Origin of the sequence: Mesorhizobium sp. ORS 3428, from assembly GCF_001854785.1 — a bacterium.
Lineage (GTDB): Bacteria > Pseudomonadota > Alphaproteobacteria > Rhizobiales > Rhizobiaceae > Mesorhizobium.
Window position 1 is genome coordinate 1 of the sequence record NZ_MDFL01000152.1, and the last position, 15,141, is coordinate 15,141.

Annotated in this window: 18 protein-coding genes; 9 read left to right on the forward strand and 9 right to left on the reverse strand. The window is 60.4% G+C overall.

Annotation, left to right across the window (positions count from 1 at the left end; genetic code table 11):
- Nucleotides 1-318 precede the first annotated feature (318 nt).
- Nucleotides 319-609, reverse strand: coding sequence for a DUF982 domain-containing protein (locus tag ORS3428_RS25530; RefSeq protein ID WP_071101063.1), 291 nt, complete (start codon nucleotides 607-609; stop codon nucleotides 319-321).
- A 578-nt stretch (nucleotides 610-1,187) separates the two neighbouring features.
- Here ORS3428_RS25530 and ORS3428_RS25535 point away from each other — a divergent pair.
- The 4 genes from ORS3428_RS25535 (at nucleotide 1,188) to ORS3428_RS25550 (ending at nucleotide 4,729) form a co-directional block, all read left to right on the forward strand.
- Nucleotides 1,188-1,421 (forward strand): hypothetical protein, encoded by a 234-nt coding sequence (locus ORS3428_RS25535; protein WP_071101064.1) that lies wholly within the window; start codon nucleotides 1,188-1,190, stop codon nucleotides 1,419-1,421.
- Nucleotides 1,422-1,929: 508 nt separating this feature from the next.
- Nucleotides 1,930-2,802 (forward strand): ferritin-like domain-containing protein, encoded by an 873-nt coding sequence (locus ORS3428_RS25540; protein WP_071101065.1) that lies wholly within the window; start codon nucleotides 1,930-1,932, stop codon nucleotides 2,800-2,802.
- A gap of 95 nt (nucleotides 2,803-2,897) precedes the next feature.
- Nucleotides 2,898-4,430 carry an FAD-dependent oxidoreductase gene (locus ORS3428_RS25545; RefSeq protein ID WP_071101066.1) on the forward strand — a complete coding sequence of 511 codons (1,533 nt, stop codon included), beginning with the start codon at nucleotides 2,898-2,900 and terminating at the stop codon, nucleotides 4,428-4,430.
- A gap of 83 nt (nucleotides 4,431-4,513) precedes the next feature.
- The gene (locus ORS3428_RS25550) at nucleotides 4,514-4,729 is read left to right on the forward strand and encodes a KTSC domain-containing protein (protein WP_071101067.1); all 216 of its coding nucleotides are present in this window, start codon (nucleotides 4,514-4,516) and stop codon (nucleotides 4,727-4,729) included.
- Between the two features lie 60 nt (nucleotides 4,730-4,789).
- On the opposite strand, the gene ORS3428_RS34485 is transcribed toward ORS3428_RS25550, so the two are convergent.
- Both ORS3428_RS34485 and ORS3428_RS33585 read right to left on the reverse strand, forming a co-directional pair.
- A complete protein-coding gene (locus ORS3428_RS34485; RefSeq protein ID WP_443136883.1) occupies nucleotides 4,790-5,077 on the reverse strand; it encodes a DUF3606 domain-containing protein in 288 nt (95 codons plus the stop codon).
- An 82-nt stretch (nucleotides 5,078-5,159) separates the two neighbouring features.
- Nucleotides 5,160-5,492 carry a hypothetical protein gene (locus ORS3428_RS33585; RefSeq protein WP_172833730.1) on the reverse strand — a complete coding sequence of 111 codons (333 nt, stop codon included), beginning with the start codon at nucleotides 5,490-5,492 and terminating at the stop codon, nucleotides 5,160-5,162.
- Nucleotides 5,493-5,531: 39 nt separating this feature from the next.
- Between ORS3428_RS33585 and ORS3428_RS25560 the strand changes: the two genes are divergently transcribed.
- Nucleotides 5,532-6,257: an ATP-dependent DNA ligase gene (locus ORS3428_RS25560; protein WP_338011957.1), complete on the forward strand. Its 726-nt coding sequence runs from the start codon at nucleotides 5,532-5,534 to the stop codon at nucleotides 6,255-6,257.
- Nucleotides 6,258-6,413: 156 nt separating this feature from the next.
- Here ORS3428_RS25560 and ORS3428_RS25565 read toward each other — a convergent pair whose 3' ends face one another.
- Together ORS3428_RS25565 and ORS3428_RS25570 are read right to left on the reverse strand one after the other, a co-directional pair.
- Nucleotides 6,414-6,698 carry a DUF982 domain-containing protein gene (locus ORS3428_RS25565; protein WP_071101069.1) on the reverse strand — a complete coding sequence of 95 codons (285 nt, stop codon included), beginning with the start codon at nucleotides 6,696-6,698 and terminating at the stop codon, nucleotides 6,414-6,416.
- 26 nt (nucleotides 6,699-6,724) lie between these two features.
- The gene (locus ORS3428_RS25570; RefSeq protein ID WP_071101070.1) at nucleotides 6,725-7,027 is read right to left on the reverse strand and encodes a DUF982 domain-containing protein; all 303 of its coding nucleotides are present in this window, start codon (nucleotides 7,025-7,027) and stop codon (nucleotides 6,725-6,727) included.
- Between the two features lie 391 nt (nucleotides 7,028-7,418).
- Between ORS3428_RS25570 and ORS3428_RS25575 the strand changes: the two genes are divergently transcribed.
- Entirely contained in the window at nucleotides 7,419-7,742 is a 324-nt protein-coding gene (locus ORS3428_RS25575) for a low affinity iron permease family protein (RefSeq protein ID WP_071101084.1), read from the forward strand.
- A 415-nt stretch (nucleotides 7,743-8,157) separates the two neighbouring features.
- On the opposite strand, the gene ORS3428_RS33400 is transcribed toward ORS3428_RS25575, so the two are convergent.
- From ORS3428_RS33400 to ORS3428_RS25590, 4 genes are all read right to left on the reverse strand, one after another.
- A complete protein-coding gene (locus ORS3428_RS33400; protein ID WP_157895990.1) occupies nucleotides 8,158-8,304 on the reverse strand; it encodes a hypothetical protein in 147 nt (48 codons plus the stop codon).
- 634 nt (nucleotides 8,305-8,938) lie between these two features.
- A complete protein-coding gene (locus tag ORS3428_RS25580) occupies nucleotides 8,939-9,394 on the reverse strand; it encodes a phasin (protein WP_071101071.1) in 456 nt (151 codons plus the stop codon).
- A 437-nt stretch (nucleotides 9,395-9,831) separates the two neighbouring features.
- Complete coding sequence (locus ORS3428_RS25585) at nucleotides 9,832-10,203, reverse strand: response regulator (protein WP_071101072.1); 372 nt, start codon at nucleotides 10,201-10,203, stop codon at nucleotides 9,832-9,834.
- A 133-nt stretch (nucleotides 10,204-10,336) separates the two neighbouring features.
- Nucleotides 10,337-11,839 carry a PAS domain S-box protein gene (locus tag ORS3428_RS25590; RefSeq protein WP_083355287.1) on the reverse strand — a complete coding sequence of 501 codons (1,503 nt, stop codon included), beginning with the start codon at nucleotides 11,837-11,839 and terminating at the stop codon, nucleotides 10,337-10,339.
- Between the two features lie 1,135 nt (nucleotides 11,840-12,974).
- Between ORS3428_RS25590 and ORS3428_RS25595 the strand changes: the two genes are divergently transcribed.
- The 3 genes from ORS3428_RS25595 (at nucleotide 12,975) to ORS3428_RS25605 (ending at nucleotide 15,081) form a co-directional block, all read left to right on the forward strand.
- Nucleotides 12,975-13,928, forward strand: coding sequence for a DUF3991 and toprim domain-containing protein (locus ORS3428_RS25595; RefSeq protein WP_071101073.1), 954 nt, complete (start codon nucleotides 12,975-12,977; stop codon nucleotides 13,926-13,928).
- Nucleotides 13,929-14,068: 140 nt separating this feature from the next.
- Nucleotides 14,069-14,671 (forward strand): DUF1419 domain-containing protein, encoded by a 603-nt coding sequence (locus ORS3428_RS25600; protein ID WP_071101086.1) that lies wholly within the window; start codon nucleotides 14,069-14,071, stop codon nucleotides 14,669-14,671.
- A gap of 11 nt (nucleotides 14,672-14,682) precedes the next feature.
- Entirely contained in the window at nucleotides 14,683-15,081 is a 399-nt protein-coding gene (locus ORS3428_RS25605; RefSeq protein ID WP_071101074.1) for a DUF3085 domain-containing protein, read from the forward strand.
- Nucleotides 15,082-15,141 lie beyond the last annotated feature (60 nt).

Here is a 15,141-nt window from a genome sequence, read left to right on the forward strand (position 1 = left end):
TTCATGCTGGCCTCCTTCCCAGCATGAATGGTGAATCACAAACCCGCTGATTTGGGAATCCATTACCGACTCCCAACAATTTCATCCCGCTCTAGCTAATTGTCCGGGCGCATCTTTTTCTTTGGGGAGAAAGGGCTTGGACAAAGCTCGATATAAAATGATGTTYGGTGGCCGGGACTGAGCGCGCGGCTGGGGCTTTCCACTCGGCAGGTCGTGGCTCAGCGCGAGCGTTTTCTCGCGCGGCGGCGACGGGGATCGGCCAGGATTTTCAGTGATCGAGCGCGAGAAAAAGATGTCCTTTTGAGGCAGYGATATCCATCATAGCAAATCAACGATCCCGGACTTTTCCACTCCATCGATTACAATCGATCCGCAAGGGCTGATGCCGGCAACGCGAGCCCAGGCGAGGAACGCTTTGCGAGCTGCTTCGGGCCGACCCCGCCCGTCGTAAGCGGCGCAGCATGCCTCGCATGCGCGTGCATGCAACTTGCTTCGCTTTTCGAACGGCCACTCTTCCAGGAACTCGATGGCGTCCATCGCACAACGTATCACCCTTACGCCAAAAGCCGCATCATCGATCATGATCGGTGCTTTGAACATGTCTTTCATACGTTCCTCCGGTCCGTTTCGGGCCCATCATTCATAAACAACCACTCACAAGGTGTTGGCGAAATTCGCGACGCCGTATCGAGATATTGGATGTGCGATTTGCGGCTTCAAGCCGGGGGTCTGATCGGGGCAGCACGTGAGGACGGACATTGACCTTATCGCGGATGCGCGCGCTGTCTCGATCGAAGACGCAGCCAAACGGCTTAGACTGAAATTCACGGACATGCTCACTCTCAGCCATGGCCGAGCTGCGGCGGCACCAATGCCTTTGCCTTCAACACCGCCAAGAACAAGTGGAATTGCCGCGCCGGCGGCGTCCGCGGCAACGACGGCATCGGCATGGYCGCATTACGAAGACCTTGACCAGGATTACTTGAGGCCTGCTCTATCGTGCTCGACCGCTCGGTTCCAGGCGGGTCGGAAAACGACAGCCTGGATGCGGCACGTGCTCGAGGCCGGCAGGCGCGCGGCTGTGGTCACATTGGCGCTTCGCTGTGGCTGCGCTGTGYGTCGGCGTGGGGCTACTGGTACGGCAACGATCTGCGCGGCCAGCTGCCGAACTCCATTGCGGGCCGGCTATGGTCGCGCCCTTTGTCAACGCCAATTTAGATGTGATCGGCTGCCACATCACCTGGTTCGACGCGGATCGCCTGCCAAAGTTCAGACTGATCGTCGGAACGCACAGCCGCGACGACGAGAGCCGTAATCTACTTTGTTCTATCCGCGACATTGTCGTGCGGCAGATCATGCAGATCACGGTGGAAGCCGGCGCGCCGGTAGTGATCGGCGAGACTGAAAAGCCCCAGYGCTGAGGGGGGATCAGTGCCAGGGCTTTGGCCACGGACGCGATACTCACCATGTCCGCTTATGAGCTTCCGCGCCAATTTCTGGAAGCAGGTTTGTCAGCCAGCGTGAACGAATGTCCCTCTCGCAAAGAGGTCCGCCCCACGCTTAAAATTGCTCGTCGGTGCGGTCGCGACAGATGTCGAACTCGGGAAATCGACCGAACGATAGTTCGGGCACACGGCCCGCCGGGAGCGGTCCCAGTCGGCGAAATCTCGATCACGTCGCGAGATTTGCGATTGGCTGCTTCGAGGAATGTGGTGAACGCCTCGATCTGCGCAGCTCATCGACACTACGCCGAAGCGTCGCAGAGCATCTGCGCGCCGGCTCTGCGGGATTCGCCGATATCGCGGCTTACCATAGCATGGATCTCACAAAGTTCGGCAGTTCCGGAACATTCGAGGTTCTGGATGGTTTGGGCCGATCGCCCGCCTTGAGTCCAGATCTGCTGGTCACGGCGAGYGTCAGGAGGAAGCTATGACCCATGCCACGCCTTCACTTCATGTTTCTCGTCGCTGCGCATTTCAAATCGGCCTCGGGGCGACCCTAGCTGCAGCTACCGGTGCTGCCCCAATTTCGGCTGCTCGCGCCCAGAATGACATAAACGACGAGGACATTTTCCGCTTCGCACTCAACCTGGAATACATGGAGGCCGAATATTACCTGCGCGGCACCACAGGAAAAGGCATCGAGGATTCAGACGTCGGTTCCAAGCCCGGCGATGTCGTCGGCGGCAAACAGGTTTCCTTCGATACACCCGCGCTCGGTGAATTCATGCGGGAGGTCGCGGAAAACGAGCTTGCTCATGTCAGGTTCTATCGCAAGACACTTGGATCGAATGCGGTGGACCGCMCAGCGATTGATTTCGACGCTGGCTTTGCCGCGGTCGCCAAGGCGGCCGGGCTCGGCACCGATTTCGATCCCTTCGGCAACCAGATGAACTTCGTGCTCGGCGGCATGCTGTTTGAGGATGTCGGTGTCACTGYCTACGCCGGTGCGGCAACTGTCCTGAAGAACAAGGAATTCCTCGCTGCCGCAGCCGGAATTCTCGCGGTCGAGGCCTATCACATGGGAATGGCGCGGTCGTCGCTCTATCGCATGGGCGAGAAGGCCTGGAAGGCGGCGAATGCGGTTTCCGATGCACGCGACAAGATGGATGGGCCCGATGACAAAGACCAGGGCATTCGCGTCGACGGAAAAGCCAACTTCGTTCCTTCGACGCCGGATGCAATTGCCTTCACAAGGACGCCGAAGGAGGTGCTGCRCATCGTCTATCTGACCGACCAATCTGGTGTGAGCAAGGGTGGGTTTTACCCAAACGGGATGAACGGAAAGCTCAAGAGCACCTAGCGGTATAGATGAACAGGATCAGGAAAGGCGACAATCCGGCCTGTGCGGCAGTCGTCGCAAGTCCCTCCGTCTATCAGAGGTAGGACCAGAACTCCATGAACGTCAGCAGCCAAGCGACCAAGTCTTTTTGGAAGCTCGATACCAGCTTACCCAGTGCTCCTCGCCTCAAACAAGACCAGCGTTGCGACGTCGCCGTCATCGGCGCGGRCATGGCTGGCGTATCAATTGCCTATGAGCTGACATTGGCAGGACGCAAGGTGCTGCTCGTGGATCGCGGCGCCTTGTTAGGCGGCATGACATCGCGCACGACCGCCCATCTGGCTCCCGTCTGCGACGATGGCTTGAGCGCGCTGATCGACATGCGCGGCGAGGCTCTGGCGCGCGGATTTCACGAAAGCCAGCGAGCCGCCGTCGACTGCATCGAACAGCATATCGCCAGGCTGGAGATCGACTGCGATTTCCRGCGGCTGGACGGGTTCCTGTTTCCGGCCGCTTGGATGGATGAGAAGCGGGCCGCCAGAGAATGCAACAAGGAGTATGCGGCCGCGGCAAAGATCGGTGCCGAGGTTGAACATGGCAAGGGCGTGCCACTCAAGGGTCATGAATCGGCGCCGATCCTGCGCTATCCAAACCAGGCCACGTTCCACCCGCTGAAATATCTAGACGCGCTGCTGACCGATTTCGAGAAGCAAGGCGGCAAGGCATTCGCCGACAGCGCTGTCGTCGAGATCGAAGAGGGGAACGAGGTACGCTTGAAATGCGACAGCGGCTGCACCGTTACGGCTTCCGACGCGGTCTTTGCCACGAATTCGCCGATCAACACCTGGGTGAAGGTCCACAGCAAAATGGCACCTTATCGCACCTATGCGATGGCTTTCGATATCCCCAAGGGAACTCTCCCGGATGCGCTCTACTGGGACATGGACGATCCCTACTATTACGTCCGCCTCAATCCAGGCCCCGGCAAGACCGACTGTCTCATCGTCGGCGGCCGCGATCACAGATCGGGCGAAGCGGATGACGGCGAGGCGCGCTTCACCGTGCTCGAAGCTTGGATCRGGGCGCTKGTGACGGAACTTGGTCGGGAAAAAGCGAGATGGTCCGGTCAGGTTCTCGAAACGATCGACTACTGCGGCTTTATCGGTCGAAGCCCTGGCAATGGCAACATTTTCATCGCAACCGGCGACTCCGGCCAAGGCATGACACATGGCGCATTGGCCGGACTGCTGATCCACGATCTGATCGTGAACGGGTCGAATCCTTGGGAAGCCGTTTACGCCCCGGACCGCACGCCGGCCGCCGCGTCAACGCGCTATATCAACGAGAACCTCACGACGGTAAAGAACCTTGCCGGCTACTTGCTGCCGGGTGAAATAGAGTCGGCCGACGATCTCAAGTCCGGTGAAGGTGGCATCCTTCAGGACGGGTTGAGGAAGGTCRCCGTGTGCCGCGATCGCGACGGCGAGCTGCACCGGCATTCGGCGAGTTGCACGCATCTGGGCTGCATCGTGCAGTGGAATTCCACCGAGCAGTGCTGGGATTGCCCCTGCCACGGCTCACACTTCGCAGCAGACGGAACTGTCTTAAATGGACCAGCGATACGAGGTTTAGCCCAGTCGAAATCTTAAAGCCCGCGGTAGTGTAGCAGGGCCGGCCCACAGCCGCTCCGCGAAACAAGCCGAAATCACCCATTCGAGACCACACGTGTTTCATGCCGTCCACTTCGATCAGGAAAGCGGAATACGATCCGGCCAACAGAGTTCTGTCGGTCTGGTTTGTGACCAGCGGCAAACGCTACGAGTTTGAAGGTGTGCCGCCGGAGACTTTTGCGGCATTCCGATCGGCCTTTGCCAAGGGACGCTTTTTCAATGACCACATTCGCAATTGCTTCCGATACCGTTGCGTTTCGGACGATAATGATCTCTGACAGGCAGGGTGCCCGCTATACGTCCAGTCAAGCGGCTCGTGTGCGCCTTTTGATGCCAAATCAGCTGACGAAGGCGCGCAAATCAACGGCGCATGTAGGGCATAGATGGAAATGATCGGCCTCGTTGATCGRCTCCCCGCCGACCCGCTTTCCGGGAATCGGCGGCCCGAGATCTGAAATCTTCGTCATCCTCGCAGCTTCTCCGCCTCGCRCTCCAAGGTCTCTGAGRTCGCGGACCTGCTGAAYCGTGAGACCCACCTTGTTGGCGAAATGACGCACTTCGTAATCTTCATCCGCTGAAACCCGGTCGCGGTCGCTGCCACCGCGCTTGCTCTTGTCATCAGCGATGGCTGTTTCTCCCGGTCAGGGACAACAGCGGTGGTGCCGGAATGTTCCGGTGATACGGAGAACCTTGTCCAGACTGCCCGTTTCAATCTACCGGCAGCTTCCRCAGCGCCCCTGACAGGTGCGCTTGGTGCATCCATTGCAAGCCTTCGAGGATGTCCAAGAACTGTTTCGCTTGTTCGTTTGGCCAGTTGTGGAGAGCAAGGTCTTCGATAACAGGGCGCTGACGGGTGATGTGGCTCGCGCCTTCGCCAACGGGTCGTTCCGCCATGCGGATGTCGTCTGCCAGCACCATAACCGCTCCTGCATATAATTTCGCTAAAATACCCGGAACCGGGCGGCTGCGCATGGCTTGAATCAGGGTTGGGGTACTGAGCATGCGCAATGCTAGCGAGCGGCTGAGGTTTATCCGGCCCATGGAGCCCGAACTCGTGGAGCTGCCACCCAAGGGCGACGGGTGGAGTCACGAGGTCAAATTCGACGGCTACCGTACCCTGTTGGTCAAGATGCCGACGGCATCCGCCTCTATACCAAAACTGGAATCGACTGGACGGCCAAATATCGGCCTATCGCTGCTGAAGCCGCGTTGCTCCATGCGGAAAGCTTCATCATCGAGGCCGAGACGATCGTCACCAACGAGGCGGGCCTGTCCGATTTCCACGCGCTGCGTACGGCCATCACCAGGCGCCCRCACGACCTCTATCTGGTCGCCTTCGACCTGCTGCATCTCAAGGGCCACGATCTGCGCGATATGGCGCTGAGGGATCGGCGCGAAGTCCTGCAGGCTTTGATCGCGGCCGGCCGCCGCATTCAGTTCAGCGAAGCGTTGCCGGGTGACGGCGACGCCGTCTATTACGTTGCTTGCGAGGCGGGCTTGGAGGGTATCGTCTCGAAGCGACTGGATAGCGTCTATTGTAGCGGTCCGACGATGAACTGGCGCAAGATTAAGTGCTTTCTTGTGAAGGAAATGGACATCATCGGCGTGAAGCGCGAGACGGGTAAACCGCCGATGGTGCTGATGGCCGAGAACGGCCGTTATATGGGCGGCGCCTTCTTCACCTTCAAAGCCGGCAGCGGCAAGCCCTGTGGGACCGCGTGCAGGGCAAGGTCGGCGCTCCCCCGCCAACAGGCTTGGCAAAGGAAAAGGCCGAATGGCTCAGACCCGAATTGGTGGGCCGGATAAGAACCCTCAAGGGCGAGGAGATGCTGCGTCACGCTTCTTTGAAGGATTTCCGTGAGAAATGACTGGCCGCTCGAGTCTCATGAAACTCGTCTGCGTCAGATTTCAGGATTCCAGATTGGACGGCGGCCGACTGGCCGCCGTTCGTCACAGCTCACGTYAGACGTGTCTTGGCCGCGCTTTCTCCAGGAGCGGAGGCATTGCGGCGTCATCGATTAGAATGTCTTTCTTGYGGGCGAAGGCTACGAAAACGCCTCTAGCAGTTTCAGGGTCAACGTCTCCGACCAGCGCGGCTTTGCAGGCGCGCATGGCAGCCTTCTGCTCTGGGCTGTTGCCACACCAATCGACCGCAAACTGATAGGCATCGGCGACCGTGTTGAGCTGACGTGGAAAGCCCAGTCCCACCCATACCCAAACCGGTTTTTCGAAAGGCCGGGAAAGCATCGTGAACTCCTCCTTTCACGACGCGTTTAGGTGGCCACTCCGCCGCCGTGGCCCCGCTGGCCGGCCATCCAAGGCAAGATTGTGGTCACCTCCTCATGGATTCTGGCCGACTTTGCGAACCCGCAAAACGCGTCTCTGGCGGCTGTCAGYGGATAGTTGCTGTCGAATGCTCGCTGGCAGRCACGAAGGGCGGTTTCGTAGACGCTGCCACGTCTGTTCTTGGGCCATTCGTAAAGAAATTCGAGGGCATCTTCGAGGCATGCGATTTCCTGGATGAGGCTGTTCCCGTTCTTCACGAAAACGGGGCTGTCGAACATCTGGTTGTTCATAGGATCCTCCAAGTCGAACGAACAATTGAGTTGGAAACGGGCGTCCCGACAGCGGTCCGCCCCGCGAAAATATTGGTTCGCACATTTGGGCCGTCAAGATCGTGCCCGATCGCAGAAGCCTATAAGGGCCTCCCTGCGCGGACCGTCGGTCGTGCRATCGCAAGCTCCGCCTTGACCAGCTGCCCTCGAGAGGCTATCCGCCACCTGAGAGGTGGCAGTTGAGTTGTCGCTCTGTTTTGCCTCCCACGTCATAACCCTCCCTTAAGACATGTTCTTCAACGGTCACTGCGCGCCAAGGATGCCGAGTATTATCGAAAGTACYGGGCTGCTTCAGCCTGACRTCCCACCGCTTGACGGCYGGAACCTGCGTCAGTGTCGAAAGTTCCTGAAGATGGCAAATCCAGTCACAAAGMTACTCACCTCGGTCGGCACTTTCACCTCCCGACCCACGGCATTCCTGGTGCTGCTGGCCTACACGGCTTTGTGGGTGGTCTTCGACYGGGAAAGCTTGAATTGGCATGGGGCGGCTACGCTCTTCACCTGGGCTATGACACTGTTCATTCAGCGGGCGGAGCATCGCGACACTCAGGCAATTCATGCCAAGTTGGACGAGATGCTGCGCTCAAACAGCTCGGCTTCAAACATCACCCGTATCGATGAYGAAGAACCTGAGGAAATCGAGAAGCAGCGGAGCCGCAAGCGGYAGGGCGACTAAGATGAGCTGATTGYGCCTTTGGTGCGTRYCGGGAATGCAGGGCGATTTGCTCGAGGGGAGCCATTCTCAACGCCTGCGATTGGGATTTTGCTATGGGAACGCGTGCAGGCAAGGCCGTCGCTCCGGCACCGGAGGGCCTGACGAAATGGCTCCGGCCCAGTCTGGTCGGCCGAGTGAAGTTCCTGAAGAGCGAGCAAAATCTCGCCATGCACGCTGAAGGATCTCTGGGAGAAATGATGACTTTATCGGGGCCTCTGCTGCACCAAATTGGCATCAAATTGTACCGGGCAACGTGGGTGAGTTGGCGACTTGGCTCGTGGTTACAGCGTCTGGCAGCAGGAGAATGATCATCTTTATCTCACGATCCGGGCATAGCGGCTTGCCARCAACAAAAATACGACTGCGAGAGCGCACATCAGGAGATGCCCGTGGCAGCAAGGACGGCTGCGATGGTCAGAGCGATCTTGGTCATTTTCATATCTCCGGATTTTTCAATCTTCTGTCCATCAAGTGGCGTGCGTTGAAAGGAATTCGCGTCGCCGCGTTTCTTCGATCCAATCATCGGATCATCCAGACGTTGCGGGTGAGGTTCGTGCAGGCGGCGCCGGTCTGACGCCTATGATGCAGGCAGGCGGCCGCCTAATTGAGTACGGGGCTATATGGTTCGCTTATTCGGACCAATGCATTTGGAAGGATCGGACCTCAATCGATTGCGGGTCTGCTGGCAAATCAGACTCTCTCCCGATCGCGCCGGCTGATAACCCCAAGCCCCCCGCCCATCAGGCGGCGCATAGCCCGGCTTGCCAACGTCAATCCAACCCCAAAAGCAAGCCGGGCTTCCATCCAGTCGGAAACGCGATGAGAAGAAAATGCCCAACTGCCGGTGCTACCCAAAACTTGCACCGGCCAGCCGTAGCCACATACGTTCCACGGCATGTTATTTTATTTGGGAAATTCGTGCGTACTTACGCTTTCGCCCTCCGGCCGACTTGACCTTTTTTGGCTGGCGTTGCCCGCGGCTAGCGCCCGAGCCCGGTTGCCTTCGCCAGCGTCGATCGTTGAGCCRCATAGCTAGGCGCAACCATAAGGTATGCGCCGTCAATCCGATTCCTCAAGCGCGCCACACAGAAGGATATCGGCGGGAGTTGTCGATCTCCTGTCTTCTGATTTACACGTATTTCCGGTCGCTTGAACAATCAGGCGGCCTTGAGATCCTTCAGCACCTTCTCGAAGGCGTCTTTGACCGGCTTGGAAACGTCGGTCGCCGCTTTGGTCGTGAGTTCCTGAAATTCCTTGGCTTGCTCGACACCCATTTCGACGCGCTTGCTCAGGAAAGTAGTCTGCAACTCAAAGACTTCTGGCAGCGACCTCGCACGGACCAGAGCCTCGACGTGCGAGAAATCAGCCTCGGCATTGGCGCGCCATGYGGCGATCATCTTCAGCGACAGCTCGTTGCCGACCGATTTCGCCGTTTCGGCGGTCGACTCGAGCACCTTCCGGGCGTCTTCAACCCTCGATTGGAAATTTGCAAGAGCCTCTTCCGACTGCCCGACGCCCTTCTCGGCGACTGCGCGAAGTTGATCGATGGCCTTACCAGGGTCGAATGTCGGAAATTCGGCGGTTTCGGTGGGCTTGTCGGCGATCTTGGACATTTCCTTATCCTCCCGGTTGACGATGGTGTATCGCCCGCGCCCAGCACAACGAGACCAGTATGTGGCAGTATTACCTGCGGTGCAACATTTTGTTGCAGCGCACAATATTTATATTTGAAAACTGGGGCTTTCYTGCTCTCAAGAAGGCTTTCCTGCGCTCAAGAAGAAAGAGGGCAGGAGGGGAGCCAATCAGCCGGCAACGGTGCCTGCGGCACATATCAAACTACGCCGCCGCATCGACGGGCACCGGATTAAGGCAGGCGTGAGTATCGGCGTGCCCGTCTTTCCCTCCGACGGAACCGATGCCACGACACTCTTGGYCAATACCGACGCGGCGGCCTTAGCGGTCCGCGAGGCGCGCCGGCGAGGATGCCGCTTTGATCTGGTGGCACCTGACGGGCCGACGAAGGATTTGCCCTAACTTTACCGGGTATGCGCTACTGCTCGTTTAGGAGCGTAGCCAGAGCGGCTACGATCTGCGGGAGAAAGAACGGCTTGGTGATCATTATACTATTAGGCACGCCCTCAGAACTCCAGTACACAGCGCTGTCGGCGCTCACATAGACAACTGGAATGACTGGGTTGGCGCGGCGAATATGCCTAGCAACTTCCCAGCCTGACATGCCATCGCCCAGGTGAATATCGGCGACAAGCGCTTTGACCCTCTCCGGTTCGGCATCGAAGGCAGCTAAGGCTTCAACGGCATTGCATTTGCCCAGCACCTCGAATCCTGCTTCCTCCAAAGCAGTTTCGATGTCCATGAGGWTCATGATCTCGTCTTCAACGACCAGAACCGCGCTGTCGCCCATGTCCCGGTGCCCCTTTCAGGCGCTACTACGCTTTCGAGGGCATTTGGTTCCTGCGAATGTATGGGGATATTTTCAAGACCATTGCTGCGCCATGCCGTAAGCGCGACGTAGGCGGCGAGGTTCGGCTTGGCGGTCAGGCCGAAAATCTTTCACGATCAATCGTGAGCTCAATAACGACGCCGGAGGGGTTCCAGGTTCGGTCGACCCGGCCGAGCTGRCTCGCGGCGACACGGACCAAGCGGCTGCCGAAACCCTCCTCTGCGGTCGCTTCCGGGGGTGGTCCGCCTATCTCCCGCCACTCGATAAGCACTTTGCCGACCCGATTGGAGCAAGCGATCTGTATCGAGCCTGCGGCCGCTGAGAGGCTGCCATATTTGGCAGCGTTGGTGGCGAATTCATGCAGCAGGAGGGAAAGCGGCGTGATCATCGCAGAGGGCACGGGCATATCGATGCCATTGATCGCGAAGCGGGGACGCTCGTCGGCCTCATGGCGGTATGGCGCGAGGATCGCGCCGATCAATGTATGCAGGCTCGTGGCCGCCTGAACAGGGCGGCCAGCGGACGGGAGGATCGTCAGCGCATGCGCCCGAGCCAGGGCGCCGAGGCGGTCAGACACGATGGAGGCGAGCTCCGCCGGCGTTTCAGCGGTTGACGCGYTCAAGTTGACGATGGCGCCTGTGATGGCGAAGAGATTCTTCACGCGGTGGTCCATCTCGCGAAGCAACATCTCCCACTGCTCCTGAGCGCGCAGCCGGTCGGAGATGCTGCGGGCGATCTTGGAGGCACCGACAATCGCGCCCGACGCGTCTGCGATAGGGGAAACTGTCAAAGAGATGGGAACAGGACTGCCGTCCTTGCGTAGGCGAATGGTGTCGRAATGCTCGACATGCTTCCCATTCCGAATGCGCGCCAGGATCTCCTGCTCCTCGTTCTGGCGGTCGGGCGGAGTCAGCGACGTGGCGGAACGACCGATAATCTCCTGGCGTCCGTAGCCATAGAGTCGCTCGGCGCCACCGTTCCAGTCCGTGACGATGCCGTTCGGGTCCATCGCGATGATGGCGTCATCTGAGGATTCGACCAGCGCGCTTAGTCGCCCAGCGGTGGTTTCCGCCTGGTCCCGCTCGATCGCAAACCCGAGCTGGCGGGCGATGGTCAGCGCGAGTTCGCGCTCACGCTCGGTGAAGCGATGGGGTGTCGGATAATAAACCATGAACTTGCCGATGAGCTCGCGGGCGCTGGCAAGCGGGATAAAGGCCAGCGATTCAATTCCTTCACCGAGCACCGTGTCGACGAGTWGCTGAGATTCACCGCTGTAACGAATATCCTCGACAAAGATCGGCTCGGCGTTACGCTCATCGCGCGTCCACGGCGAATGGCCGTTAACTGCCTTGCGGTATTCTTCAGAGAGTGAGCGCCACGCGACGAAGCTCATGACGCCATGGCTGTCAAATCTCAGGATCGAGGCGCGCGACGAACCGAGGGCGTCGCAGATGGCGTCCAACGCGGCCTCGTAGACCTCGACAAGACCCTTGGCGCGGTAAAGTCGGTCGGTGAGACGAAAAAGGACGGTTTGCTCGCGGGCAATATCGCTGTCGGCTTGCTCGCGCTCGCTAGTTCCCGTGGCCGCAAAACTCATGACTCCTTGCTGCATCGCTTGACCCCCCGGCGCGAAATTCAATCCATGGCCGGCCGATCCTCGACCCACGCCGCCCAGGCAGCACCGCGTCGATAGCCCATGCCGGCGATCGCGGGTGCGATCCTCGACGATCCCAAAGAATATGCGCTTTGCTAAGTTTCGCAATGGGACTTGTCGCGTTCGGCGCATCGAGGCTGTCGCCGGCCAAGCCTCAATCAGGCAGGTGCCGCCTAACCGGCAGGCAGAACAGTCATCGCTGCATTCTCCCGCGAATTTTTCGGGCTTCGCGGCGATGCAGACCTAGACCCCTACGACATTGCGACCGCTTGGTCCGCGACATCGGCGGCATGGTGGCGATCGACTCCGCAAATTTGGCGGAACAGGCGGCGTTGCAGTTACGGCTCAGATGCTGAAACGGCTTGCCAGACCGGGTTCGCCCGCCTCGCGCGAGTGGCCCGCTGCTTCGGCAGCGGGCCTTTTTTCGTTTGTCGAGCACCTTGCCAGGTGCATAATGCTGGCGCCCCTGCACCCAACTGCCGGGGTAAAGCCCGGCTCGAAACCCTGGGTCACGACCATGATTGCGAGCCGGGCCGCTAGGTGTATATCCGTGGCCCGCGGCCCGACCGAGATCTGTCAGCTTGCGACGGCGCCGCGCAGCAGCATGAGCTCGCCGACGTTTTCGATGATGACGTAGCCGACCAAACGGCCCCCCGCATCCACCACGCCGACGGCAGGTGCAGTTCCCCTCTTCGGGGTCGAGCAGAGGTTAGCGCCTATTCCGAGGCACAGTGCCGCACGCCGTGCGCGCTCGTGCGGTGAATTCTTTCACTGGGCCAACCGTGGCCGCCGAGGTCGTCCGACTGAGGCGCCGCGGGCGRAATTGAATATCGATTTCGTGCGTATGATCGCGGCCGAGGAAGAGAAGCGGAGGGGCTGAAGCTCGGTGACCTTGCCGCTTGCGCGCTGCGGCCGGCAAGGGGGAGCTACGCCGCGGCTCAAGTCCGAAGTTGCTGCATGATTCACCAGTTGCCAGCCGCGCCCTTGCCCGCCTTGCTCTTCGCGGCCTCCGGTTCCTGTCCCGAAGTCTGGGGCGGGAACGAGAGAGAAGGAGCGCGACAGTGCGCGCTGGCGAACGATGGAAAAAGCAGATCTGGAAGAACTCAAGGCGAAGGTGCCCTGCGCCGCGGTGCTCGAGCATCTGGGATTCGCGCTCGACCGCAAGGAGAGCACGCGCAAGGCAATGAAATATCGCCGCGAGGCGGCGATCATTATCGTCATCCATGGTGGCAAGGGCTGGTTCGACCCGCTGTCGGACGGCAAGGGCGATGTCTTTCGCCTCGTCGAGCATCTCGGAGGCGTGCCTTTCGTCGAGGCCATGAACGAAGTCGCCGGTCTCGTCGGGCTTGTGCCGGCCGAGAAGGTCTGGGATCGGGAATCCGGCGACTGGGAGCCTGATCTTTCGGTTCCGGAACGCTGGCGGGCGAGGCGCAAGCCGTGGCGCGGCTCGGCGACCTGGCGCTATCTCAGCGACGCCCGCCACCTTCCCGAACCCGTTCTCCGCGCTGCGATCGCTGCCGGGATCCTGCGGGAAGGCCCGCATGGCAGCATGTGGGCAGCGCATGTCGATGCCGACGGCACCATTGCCGGATGGGAGGAGCGCGGCCCGGACTGGCGCGGCTTCGCCACCGGCGGCACCAAGGTGCTGTTTAGGCTCGGCCGTCGCGATGCGCTTCGCCTCTGCGTGACCGAGGCGGCGATCGACGCCATGAGCCTCGCCGCGTTCGAAGGCCTTCGCTCGGACACGCTCTATCTCAGCACCGGAGGCGGCTGGTCGCCGGCGACGGACGCGGCGATCCGGGCGCTCGCCGTCAGGCCTGGAGGCCAGCTTGTCGCCGCCACTGACAACAACAAGCAGGGCGACGTCTACGCTTGCAGGCTTCTGRCCCTAGCCGAGGAGGTCGGGTGCCGCGGTGAGCGGTTGCGCCCTGTGGCGGACGACTGGAACGCCGATCTGAAAGCAAAGGRGAAAGAAACAGGAATGGAGGAGGCAAGCCGACTGCCTCATGCCCGCCGGCCGCCTCAAGGGTGACGCTCCGCCCGGCTGCGCCGGCCCTTGACCCGCCCGGTCGGAGAGGCGGCTGCGGAGGAGGGGTCCGGAAGGGCTGAAGATGATGGTGATCCGTGAGGGATGAACCGCGCTCCGGCCCGCAAGTGGCCAAGGAGCCTCGCATGACCCTGCAGTCCTCCATCCGCAAGATCTAYCAGGGCGTCGCCGACCGGCGGCAGATGTATCGCCTGTTCGACCGCCATGCCCTGCGCCCAAACCGCTGGGAGGATGACGACAGTAACCTGTACACCGGCGAATGGTTCGAGATCGCTCGCGCCGAGCACGACACCATGCTCGACATCCTGCCGCCGCTCTGGATGCGCGGGGACATGTTCGCGCTGCGTGAGTTCCTCACCGAGAGCGTCACCAGCGTGTTCTACACGCTGCGTATCGACGGCCGGACTCGTTATTTCCATGCCTATTGCGACCTATCTCAGGCCTGCTCCCCGGTCGAGACGCGCGACGTCATCGTCGAGCGCGAGTCCTGGCCGGTTAAGGCGATGACGCATGAGGAGCGCCTCGAGCACATCTGGAGCGCCACGCACGATGAGTATCGGGGCTATGCCKGTGAGCGCTTTGTGCCCGAGCACCGCGGCAAACGCACCCTTCTCGTCTATGGCCCGGGGCGGACCGGGCTCAAGCTGCTTGAGGATCTCACCGACGACGAGATTGCAGCCAAGCTGCCGGTACATCTCAGGCAACTTCCCGCGAAGACCGCGGCGTAAGGGGAGYGGCGATGTTTACCTTTCCCATTGTCGCCGTCCGCAAAGTCATCGAGCGCGGCATTGCCGATGCCGCCGTCAATGGCGGCTTCCGAAATCCCTACTACGGCACACGCCCCGGCGAGGGCGAGAAGCCGGGCCTGTGGCTGGTCCGCGACCAGGGCGTCTACATCATGTCCAACGGCAAGCTCGCGGAAGGCTCCCGCGCGCTCGTCGTCTATGCCGAGCAGTGCCATCCCAAGGGCGACTTCGACTGGTGGGACTACAAACGCCGCCACTTCGGCGCGGATGACGGCATTGAGTTCATCGAAGCCGAGCGGCTGATCCCGCTCGTCGACCGCAACTCCGGCGCCACCCACCTCAACGTTGAGCTCACCGAGACCGACATCGCGCTCTCGCTGATCACCCGCTGACCTTCCCAAACCCCCACCGCGACCACCGCCCGATCCTGCTCGSCCGGGCTCACGCGCGAG